Below are 10290 nucleotides of genomic sequence, written 5' to 3'. Positions count from 1 at the left end.
CCAACTTCTTTTAACAGTTCACGAAAATCCCTATCTCGGTGCTTATACCCTCTTCCTGTAATATGTAAGTGATAATGACAAAGTTCATGTTTAACAATCCCGACTAATTCTTCTTCCCCATACATTTCGTAATATTGATAATTCAGTTCAATATTGTGCGTATTCAATAGATAACGTCCACCAGTTGTACGCAACCTACTATTAAACATTGCCTTATGTAAAAACGGCATTCCGAAGTATTGTAGCGATACTTCTTCCACTAGCCGCTGTATTTCTTGCTCATCCATTTTCATTCCTCCTAAACAAAAAAATATTTTTACACTTTTCTTCTCTCTTATACATATATTAAATAGTACATATACCCATCCTCATTCAAGAAGCGTGGTTTCTAAAAACATAGCAGAAATAGAAATCCACTCACCAACCTCTCATTAATAGTACCTTACATTTATGAGAGTAGGATTAAACAAGGAGGGATTCCTATGCCTACGTGGCTAAAAAAACAAATGCAACGCGCATATTTTGAAAAAAACCGGTATCAAATTAAATTACTAAATGAATGCTGGTTTTATTATAGCAAAATACATCAAAGCTCATAATCCATTACACTTTCTACTCCATAAAAAAAGAGCAGTTTTATCTGCTCTCTTCTCTTATTATTCAATCGGCAACATGGATAATGCGACACGACCTTTTTTCGTATCAATATCATCTACCCATACCTTTACAATTTGTCCGACAGATACAATATCTAACGGATGCTTCACATACTGTGTGCTTAGTTTAGAAATATGCACTAAACCATCTTGCTTTACACCAACATCAACAAAAGCACCAAAATCAACAACGTTACGAACCGTTCCTTCCAGCTCCATACCACGTTTTAAATCTTCTAATTTCAAAATCCCTTTTTTCAGAAGTGGTTTAGGCAACTCATCCCTCATGTCTCGCTCTGGACTAATAAGTGCATCTATAATATCGACTAATGTCGGTTCCCCAATCCCCGTTTCTTGGGACAACTTAGAAATCTCTACTTCTTCTAAGCTCTTTTGTAACTGTGGTTGCCCTACGTCATCCTTTGATAGTCCTAGACTCTTCAATAACAATTCAACATTTTTATATTGTTCTGGATGAATCCCCGTTCGGTCTAACGAATTTGCCCCTTCTAATATACGTAAGAAACCTACACATTGTTCATATGTCTTCGCACCTAGACGAGGTATTTTCTTTAAGTCTGTTCGTTTTGTAAATTTCCCCTCTTCTTCGCGCTTTGCCACAATATTTTTCGCAACAGTTTTCGATAAACCTGAAACATATTGCAATAACGCAACTGAAGCTGTATTTACATTCACACCGACTTGGTTAACTGCCGTCTCTACTACAAATGTTAATGATTCATTCAACCTCTTTTGAGATACATCATGTTGGTATTGTCCAACCCCAACTGATTTAGGATCAATTTTCACAAGTTCAGCAAGTGGATCTTGCAGACGCCTTCCAATAGAAACAGCACTTCTTTCTTCAACCTGTAAATTCGGAAATTCCTCACGAGCTAAATCCGAAGCTGAATATACACTCGCACCAGCTTCGTTCACAATAATATAGAAGACTTCTCGTTTCACATTTTGTAATACATCAACTATAAATTCTTCCGTTTCTCTAGAAGCTGTACCATTCCCAATTGCAATCATTTCAACTTGATATTTATCTATAATAGAAAGAACTTTCGTTTTTGCATCTTCATATTTACGAACTGGTGGATGCGGATAAATAACATCAATATATAGAACTTTCCCCGTGTCATCCACTGCAGCTAACTTACAACCTGTTCTATATGCAGGGTCTACAGCTAACACTACTTTCCCTTTCATAGGAGGTTGTAATAATAAGTTACGCAAATTCTCAGAGAAAATATGTATCGCTTGTTCCTCAGCTGTTTCTGTTAATTCTTTTCGGATTTCTCTTTCAATAGAGGATTGAATTAATCGCTTATAGCCATCTTCAATCGCTAACTGTACATGATGTGCACTTTTAGAATCGTTATCACGAATGACCTTCTTATATAAGAACGTTACTATCTCATCTACTGGCGGAACAACAGAAACTCTTAATATATCTTCTTTCTCACCACGATTCATCGCTAATACACGATGTGGCACTACTTTCTGTAAAGGCTCTTCATAGCTGTAATACATTTCATATATATTCTTTTCATCTTTCTCTTTATCTTTTACAGATGAAGACATAATTCCTTTTCGGAAAGTTGTATTGCGAATCCAACTACGATATGCCGCTTCATCCGAAACAATTTCTGCAATAATGTCTTGGGCACCTTGTAATGCTTCTTCTACAGATTGCACTTCTTTCTCTGCATTAATAAACTCCATTGCCTTCTGATTTGGATCTTCTTTCTTATATAACAATAACCATTCAGCTAATGGCTCTAATCCCTTTTCTTTTGCAATCGTTGCTTTCGTTCTTCTTTTCTCTTTATATGGACGATATAAATCTTCTACTTCTTGCAACTTTGTAGCTTTCACAATTTGCTGACGTAATTCTCCTGTCAGTTTCCCCTTCTCATCAATAAGACGCAGAACCTCTTCTTTCCTATCTTCAAGCTGCATCATATATTGCCATCTCTCTAAAATTGTACGAATTTGCACTTCATCTAAAGAGCCTGTCCATTCTTTTCGGTAACGAGCAATAAATGGAACTGTGTTACCTTCTTCTGTTAATTGAATAACATGACGAACTTGCTTTTCGGTAAAGCCTAATTCCTTCACTAACATTTTCATTAACGCTTGTCGATTATCTACCATTTCCATATACAACCGTAACCTCCTCTATAATAAAAAAAGTTGCCCTTCAAAGAGAGCAACTTAAACTGCCGATTTAAAAATCTATTAGTCCTAAACTAATTTGTAGCGCTTCATCTACACGAATCATCATCACTTCATCTAAGTGAGTGATTTTGTCCGTTAAGCGCTGCTTATCGATTGTTCGAATCTGCTCAAGTAAAATAACAGAATCTCTCTCAAAACCGTACTTTTTCGCATCAATTTCCACATGAGTGGGTAATTTCGCTTTTTGAATCTGTGCAGTAATAGCCGCTACAATCACCGTTGGACTAAAACGATTTCCGATGTCATTTTGAATGACAAGAACCGGACGAACGCCTCCTTGCTCAGAACCAACAACTGGGGAAAGGTCTGCAAAATACACGTCGCCGCGTTTTACAATCAAAATATTACCCCCCGCTAACTAAGCGTTCTACTGTATGAGCTGCTTCATACTCTGCTAAGAAAGCTTCAGATGCAATACCAAGATTAATTTTTCCCATTTCAATGTACCCACGTCGCATTGATTCATGTTGGTAGCGTTTCTTCGTCTTATGTTGACGCAATAACAGTTGTGTTGCCTGGCAAATTAGTTCATGGCGATTCTTATTCTCTTGTTTTCCAATTCCGTCCAATTCCGTTACCATTTGCTTTGGCAACCGAACCACGATTTCAGTAGTTACACTTGATTCGGACACAAAAATACACCTCCACCGTCAACTACACACCCAAATATATATATGACACCTATTGTAATAATACCATTGTATGGAGCCTGTTGCAAAGACTTCCTTATTCCTTGCTTATGTTTTCCAATTCACAAACAAAACATTCATATTCTTTTATTTTTTATCTCATTACAAATAAGAAACGGAAGAGTTTCTTATTAAAATTCACGTTACATTATGTTAAAAGTAATGATAAGTAAAAAGCTTCTCGTCAAAAAATGAACTTATTCTTAACCAATGAACAGTCCTCTCAAATGACAAGAAGCAAATCATACTACCGTCTATATATTGTTCAAATAATTGATTACTTCTACAACCTTACCGTGCCGTATAAATATTCTCGGCACCCGGAAGCTTATCGTTGCAATAATTTCATAATTAATAGTCCCGGAATATTCAGCAACCTCAGTAGCACTAATATACTCATCACCTTGTCTTCCAATGAGTGTAACTTTCGTACCAAGCGGCACTTCACAAGGAAGGTGTATCATGAATTGATCCATTGTTACTCGACCTACAATCGGTACCCTTTTACCATTTACAAGCACTTCAAATCCTTGTAATCTTCTAAGCCACCCATCTGCATATCCAATTGCAACGGTTGCAATCCATTCTTCGGTTTTCGTTCGGTACGTGACGTTATAACTAATCCCATCCCCTTTAATCACCTGTTTAATATGAGCAACCTTCGTATGCAGTGATAACGCTGGTTCTAATTTAAACGGTAAAAAGGGGCGTATTTCTACAGACGGGGATAACCCATACATCGCAATGCCAATTCGTACTGCATTAAATGTAATTCCTTGAAAACGTAGCGTTGCAGCACTATTAGCTGTATGGACAAACTTAGGATCCACTCCGAATTCTTTCAACCAACTTAACTGCTGCAAAAACGTGTTATATTGCTTATCAAAGTAAGAAGTCTCCACCTCATCTGCTGTTGCAAAATGCGTATAAACTCCTTCTAATTCTAAGAATAGTGCACCTTCTAAGCTCTTTAAAAATCCTTTTAATTCTTTGCGTTCGCGTATTCCAATTCTCCCCATACCACTATCGAAATTAATATGGTATTTCATCGTAGACGAACCATCCCAAAGCTTGATCGCTTCATCCACCCATTCTTTTTGATAAACAGTTAATGCTACATCATTTTCAGCAGCTACATTGACATCACGAGGGGGGGAAGGACCTAACACTAAAATTGGTACAGTAATACCAGCCCTTCGAAGCACTAAAGCTTCATCTAAAAAGGCAACCGCTAACCTTGTCGCCCCTGCTTCTAATGCCGTTTTTGCTACCGGTACATAATCGTGTCCATATGCATTAGCTTTAACTACAGCAAAAATCTCTACATCACTTGGAATGAAATTTTTAATGTGTGTAATATTGTTATAGATCGCATCTAAATCCACTTCCACCCAAGTGTCACGGTAAAATGGTGCTTCTTCCATAAATACACTTCCTTATACACGATATGCGAAGCTTATTCTTTTATATGCTTCTTTTATGAAATCCACCCTTCAAACTAAGAAAAGACGTGGTGCACATATATCACCACGTCTAAGAAGTTTACTTCACCTGCTTCTCTGTAACTGAACGAGCAACCATTAATAGCTCCTTCGGCTCTAAACCTTTAGACACGAGCATATATTCTACTCCGTTATGCGACCACGTTAAAGAGTCTTTCGTCAACGCTCCAATAGTGAATCCAAGATCAACCAATTCTCCGCTTACACTTATCGCTGACGAAGCCTCTGCAATTTTTGCCTTTTCTTGTATTAAAGTAAAGGATTTCTTACTTCCAGTGTATGTGAGTATCGCACGCTTGCCACTGTCTGTCTTCAACTCTTTTTCGTCTTTCAAAGTCATACCTTGCGGCGTATCACGTGGATACAAAATAGCAAATGGTTTGTCTTCTTTTGCCGTTGTTTGAACATCTACTTGCGCTCTAGACATATTTTGTTTCGTATCAAATGCACCTTTATCAAATTTCGCATCGAATTTAACTTTAGAGAAATCTACCTTCACTAGAACATTTTGATCATTATCCATTAACTTCACTGAAACTGGTGTTAAATCACTTTTCTTCAATGTAATCTCTTGTCTCGGCAACATGTTTTGATGCTGATAGTTTGTTTTTGTTTTAAAAATATAATACTTATCTGTTTTTTCAAAAGTAAGGTTTTTCTTATCCTGCAAAATATCTCTCACAAGGGATTCATATAAATAAGCCTGGCTACTATTTTGTGGCCAATCACTTTGGAAACGGAAACTCTTATTAAGCGCTGGCGTTAATACAAATACACCTTCTTCATTTCTTAAAATAATTTGGCTCTGATCCTTTTTCGCATTCTGCAAATTCACACGATAAAATGAAGGTTCCTTATGCCATATTTCTACCTTATACTCCTGAGGCTCATTCCCTGTTTTAATAGATAATTTTGCTTCAGCTTGATAACTTTTCATCCCTTTTACTTTCGCCTCTAAATCTCTCACAACATCATCTTGTTTCTTTTCCATACAACCGGCCAACACAAAAACGGTTAATAAACCGACAAGAACTAAAAACAGACGCCTTTTCATCACTTCAGCCCCTTTGCCCCTATAAATGAATGGAAGATGTGCCTTCCTTATCGCTACCTCAAATATATGAGACAAAGATATAAAATATGCAGACTAGCGTGACGAGCTTTCTAAAACAACTTGAGCAACAGCAAATTCCTTACTATGACTAATTGATAAATGAACAATATGCTCTGTACTTGTAATAAGGATCGGTTTACCTCTACCATCATTTTTTACCTCGATATCTAAAAAACTCACTTCTTTCCCAATGCCAGTTCCTACCGCCTTTGAATACGCCTCTTTCGCTGCAAATCTTCCAGCCACAAACTCCGTAAGGCGACTTCCCTTCAGCTCCTTAGCGACATTCCGCTCACTTTCAGTTAAAATACGTTCCATAAATTTCAGCTTTCCATCTATCATTTTTTCAATTCGATTTAATTCAATAATATCGATTCCAATCCCTACAATCATTTCAAAATCCCCTTCTTCTATTTAACTTTCTTTTTTCATATTGTAAGAATAACAGAGAATCTTTCTGATGCAAAAGGAGTGATACTCACCCATGCTAATACCATCCGCCCGCATTTTCTTACAACCAATTGTCATCGCTTTACTTCTTATACAATTAATCATGATTATGTTAGCCGATTTTTCCCTCTTTCCTATGGCAGCCTATAATGAATATATCGCTAAAGGAGAATGGTGGCGTCTCATAACTTCTCTGCTTGTACATGTAGACTTACAACATTTTCTTGCTAATAGTATTTGTTTATTCGTGCTTGGCTCTTCTATTGAAAAACAACTTGGGCACTTTTCTTTCATCATTATTTTTTTCCTTTCCGGTATTCTCGGAAATATTTCTACTTATCTTATTATGCCTCTTGAATATATTCATGCAGGGGCATCTGGTGGTATTTTCGGATTGCTAGGTGCACAATTATTTCTAATGTATAGTCGTTATCGTTCTTCCAATCCGAGAGACATTGCTATTTTTTCAATCATGATATGTATATTACTACTATTCACTTTCTTCAATCCCTCTGCTAATCCTATCAGCCATTTAACAGGATTGATCATTGGTGGTATTTGCACTCCTTTATTAATAAAGTGAAACTTTAATCAGTAGGGGTTTTGTCCATCCCCCACTGATTATTAGCCCACACCAATCGGGCTTTTACGGGCAGTTGATCTCCCACCTCCCCTTCGTATTCACCAAATTTTGAGGTAGGAGTCTTACTGCCCGTTAATGCGGGGCAAAAAACTCGATGGTGCAGAGCTTATTTAATATAGAAGCTCGCACCATCGACAATTTCCACATCTGTTTGTTTACTTAAATCTCTCATGAGCTGAAATAAAGACTCATCCTTCTTCTTCGCCTCAATCATACAATCAATTTGCGGAACACTTCCCTTTATCTTTTTTAAAAAAGATAAAAAAGTATCTACATCAATAAAGTCTGCATGCGCTCTCGGGTCTTTTCCCTCTCTAGGACTAGAAATGTGCATTTTCACTGGTAACAAAGACGATTCCCATGTATGTACAACACGCGCCCAATCTTCATGCCAATCTTCTTGATTATTATTCATCATATGGTGATGCAAATCAAACACGACTGGAATATCTAACTTCTCACCTAAATACAATGTTTCTTCTAAAGAAAAGGTCGTGTCATCATTTTCTAATATGACCATCTCTTGAATACCTCTCGGAACACTCGACCAATTTTCTATAAAGCGTTCTAATGCAAGTTCCTTATCTTTATAACCTCCACCCACATGTAATACACACCTCTGTTTATGTTCAATCCCCATACCTTTTAATAATTTTTTATGCATCTGCAATGTCTTTACGGATTGTTTAAAAATACTCTCTTCAGGTGAATTCAGTACAACAAAATGATCTGGATGAAAATCAATTCGCATGTTCATACGGATTGCGTATTCACCTAGTACTTTTAAATTTTCTTTCAACGGACGAATGTAGTTCCACTCTACCAACTCTTCATGATTCGCTAAGGGGATAAGTTTGGAGCTTAGCCGAAAGAAAGATATATCATGCCCTTTATTATGCTTTAACAACCTTAAGCAATTTTCCAAATTCGAATTAGCAATTCTTTCAAGTTTACGAATCGCAGCCTCTCGATCATCAATTTTTTGAAATTGCGCAAATGTCATCGTTTGAGATGGAGATGCATTCTTTAAATGTACACTCATCGCGACATAACCAAGTCTTACAAGCATGTAACACCTCTTTTCTACACAAGTTATTATGTAGTATGTACAATTAGAGAAATAAAAAAAGAGAATGCCGGTAAAGGGCATTCTCTTTTTTATTAAGCTTGTGGACGGCTATGATGTTTTCTTTCGCCGCGTCCATTTGAAGATCCAGGGCGACCTTGACCTTCACCTTTACGACCACGGCTACCGCCATCACGATTACGATCACGGTTACGGCCATCGCCACCACCGCGTCCATCACGATTGCGATCACGGTTACGACCATCGCCACCGCCGCGTCCGTCACGACTACGATTACGGTTACCATCACGGTATCCGCCTCCGTTACCACCGCGTTTTTTAGAACCGCCACCTCTTGAAACAACTGGTGGTTCTGATGTTAAAGCGATTGGAGTTGTATCCGGCTCTTTAGTCATCATTTTTAGCGCAGCAGCTACTACTGTTACAGAGTCGTTCTCTTCTAACATTTCTTCTGCAATACGCTTGTAGTATGCTAAGTTTTCATTTTGGATTGTGCTTTGAAGTTTTTCAGCGATTAAACGTTGTTGACCTTCTAATGCCTCGTCAAGTGTCGGTGCTTCCATACGGTCAACTTTACGTTTTGTTGTACGCTCGATATTTTTTAATTGTCCTGATTCACGCGGTGTTACAAATAACATTGCAATACCTTTTTTACCTGCACGGCCAGTACGACCGATACGGTGAACGTATGATTCTGGATCTTGTGGGATATCGAAGTTATATACGTGTGTTACGCCTGAAATATCAAGACCACGTGCAGCAACGTCTGTTGCAACAAGAACTTCAATAGCACCTTCTTTAAATTTACGTAATACAGACATACGTTTCGCCTGTGTTAAGTCACCATGAATACCTTCTGCTGCATAACCACGTAAATTTAATGCTTCTGATAATTCATCAACACGACGCTTTGTACGACCGAATACGATTGCAAGCTCTGGAGATTGAATATCTAGTAAGCGTGTTAACACGTCAAACTTTTTCTTTTCTTGCACTTCTAAATAGAACTGCTGAATGTTTGGCATTGTTACTTCTTTTGCTTTTACTTTAATGTGTTGAGGCTCAGTCATGAAACGCTCAGCAATACGACGGATTGGATCTGGCATTGTCGCTGAGAATAATAATGTTTGATGTGTTTCTGGCACATCTGTTAAAATCGCTTCAATATCTTCAATGAAGCCCATGTTTAACATTTCATCCGCTTCATCAAGAACAACAGTCTCAACGTTTTGTAAACGAAGTGTTTTACGGTTAATATGATCTAAAATACGACCCGGCGTACCAACAATAATGTGTGGGTGTTTTTTTAGAGCACGAATTTGGCGGTTAATATCTTGACCACCATAAATTGGTAGAATACGAACACGTTTATGTTTACCAATTTTGTATAGCTCTTCTCCAACTTGAATTGCTAATTCACGCGTTGGCGCGATAACAATACCTTGAACTGCTTCTTTATTTGTATCCACTTTATCTAATAGTGGTAATCCGAATGCTGCTGTTTTCCCTGTACCTGTTTGTGCTTGCCCAATAATATCTTTACCTTGCAATGCATGTGGAATTGTTTCAGCTTGAATCGGCGTAGCCTCTTCAAAGCCCATACTTTCAACAGATTGCAGTAAAGACTCACTTAATCCTAATTCTCGAAATGTTGTCAATGTTACTTCTCCTTTTCTATCCTATACTTATCATTTAAAAAAAGGCGTTTTCCGAATTTGCGGAAAAGCCCTTTTCCTGAATGCTCACGTATATAAACGGGCGTATATTCTTCGCGAAAATACTTCTAAACGTTATTACACTTTATCAATTATAAGTTTTGTATGTGTAAAAAGCAAACCCAACTGTTACCTTATTTTCATATTCAGAGTTTTTTTCTCCACTTTTATTTTTTTATATTTACTG

At 37.5% G+C, this 10290-nt stretch carries 11 protein-coding genes (1 of these 11 only partly in view); 2 read left to right on the top strand and 9 right to left on the bottom strand.

Annotated elements, in window-relative coordinates; translation table 11 throughout:
- On the bottom strand, positions 1–287 hold the 5' portion of the coding sequence (locus ATN06_RS01510) for a SprT family protein (protein ID WP_060629292.1). Its footprint begins 172 nt before the window's first position; the window shows 287 of its 459 coding nt (coding positions 1–287); its start codon is at positions 285–287; the stop codon falls past the left edge of the window.
- A gap of 195 nt (positions 288–482) precedes the next feature.
- Here ATN06_RS01510 and cmpA point away from each other — a divergent pair, with 195 nt between their 5' ends.
- Complete coding sequence (gene cmpA / locus ATN06_RS01505) at positions 483–599, top strand: cortex morphogenetic protein CmpA (protein WP_001143642.1); 117 nt, start codon at positions 483–485, stop codon at positions 597–599.
- Between the two features lie 57 nt (positions 600–656).
- Here cmpA and ATN06_RS01500 read toward each other — a convergent pair whose 3' ends face one another.
- The 6 genes from ATN06_RS01500 to acpS form a co-directional block, all read right to left on the bottom strand.
- Entirely contained in the window at positions 657–2825 is a 2169-nt protein-coding gene (locus ATN06_RS01500; protein ID WP_060629291.1) for a Tex family protein, read from the bottom strand.
- A 67-nt stretch (positions 2826–2892) separates the two neighbouring features.
- Complete coding sequence (gene ndoA / locus ATN06_RS01495; RefSeq protein ID WP_000635963.1) at positions 2893–3243, bottom strand: type II toxin-antitoxin system endoribonuclease NdoA; 351 nt, start codon at positions 3241–3243, stop codon at positions 2893–2895.
- Positions 3244–3247: 4 nt separating this feature from the next.
- Positions 3248–3535: an antitoxin EndoAI gene (locus ATN06_RS01490; protein WP_000004570.1), complete on the bottom strand. Its 288-nt coding sequence runs from the start codon at positions 3533–3535 to the stop codon at positions 3248–3250.
- 311 nt (positions 3536–3846) lie between these two features.
- Entirely contained in the window at positions 3847–5016 is a 1170-nt protein-coding gene (gene alr, locus ATN06_RS01485; protein WP_060629290.1) for an alanine racemase, read from the bottom strand.
- A 118-nt stretch (positions 5017–5134) separates the two neighbouring features.
- The gene (locus ATN06_RS01480) at positions 5135–6085 is read right to left on the bottom strand and encodes a LolA family protein (RefSeq protein WP_060633080.1); all 951 of its coding nucleotides are present in this window, start codon (positions 6083–6085) and stop codon (positions 5135–5137) included.
- A gap of 156 nt (positions 6086–6241) precedes the next feature.
- Positions 6242–6601 carry a holo-ACP synthase gene (gene acpS / locus ATN06_RS01475; RefSeq protein WP_060629289.1) on the bottom strand — a complete coding sequence of 120 codons (360 nt, stop codon included), beginning with the start codon at positions 6599–6601 and terminating at the stop codon, positions 6242–6244.
- A 91-nt stretch (positions 6602–6692) separates the two neighbouring features.
- Between acpS and ATN06_RS01470 the strand changes: the two genes are divergently transcribed.
- A complete protein-coding gene (locus ATN06_RS01470) occupies positions 6693–7241 on the top strand; it encodes a rhomboid family intramembrane serine protease (protein WP_060629288.1) in 549 nt (182 codons plus the stop codon).
- A 166-nt stretch (positions 7242–7407) separates the two neighbouring features.
- Here ATN06_RS01470 and uvsE read toward each other — a convergent pair whose 3' ends face one another.
- Positions 7408–8370: a UV DNA damage repair endonuclease UvsE gene (gene uvsE, locus ATN06_RS01465; protein ID WP_060629287.1), complete on the bottom strand. Its 963-nt coding sequence runs from the start codon at positions 8368–8370 to the stop codon at positions 7408–7410.
- A gap of 92 nt (positions 8371–8462) precedes the next feature.
- Positions 8463–10046, bottom strand: a complete 1584-nt coding sequence (locus ATN06_RS01460) for a degradosome RNA helicase CshA (RefSeq protein ID WP_060629286.1) — start codon at positions 10044–10046, stop codon at positions 8463–8465.
- Positions 10047–10290: the final 244 nt, after the last annotated feature.

The sequence above is a fragment of the Bacillus thuringiensis genome, assembly GCF_001455345.1.
In the GTDB taxonomy this organism is placed as follows: Bacteria; Bacillota; Bacilli; order Bacillales; family Bacillaceae_G; genus Bacillus_A; species Bacillus_A thuringiensis_N.
Note: the sequence above shows the minus strand (reverse complement) of the source record. Positions and strands in the feature narration are given on the sequence as shown.

Bases quoted from the DNA above. Each gene is read 5' to 3' on its own strand.
- cmpA (WP_001143642.1), top strand. From the start codon at position 483: ATGCCTACGTGGCTAAAAAAACAAATGCAACGCGCATATTTTGAAAAA.
- ATN06_RS01500 (WP_060629291.1), bottom strand. From the start codon at position 2,825: ATGGAAATGGTAGATAATCGACAAGCGTTAATGAAAATGTTAGTGAAG.
- alr (WP_060629290.1), bottom strand. From the start codon at position 5,016: ATGGAAGAAGCACCATTTTACCGTGACACTTGGGTGGAAGTGGATTTA.
- ATN06_RS01480 (WP_060633080.1), bottom strand. From the start codon at position 6,085: ATGGAAAAGAAACAAGATGATGTTGTGAGAGATTTAGAGGCGAAAGTA.
- acpS (WP_060629289.1), bottom strand. From the start codon at position 6,601: ATGATTGTAGGGATTGGAATCGATATTATTGAATTAAATCGAATTGAA.
- ATN06_RS01470 (WP_060629288.1), top strand. From the start codon at position 6,693: ATGCTAATACCATCCGCCCGCATTTTCTTACAACCAATTGTCATCGCT.
- uvsE (WP_060629287.1), bottom strand. From the start codon at position 8,370: ATGCTTGTAAGACTTGGTTATGTCGCGATGAGTGTACATTTAAAGAAT.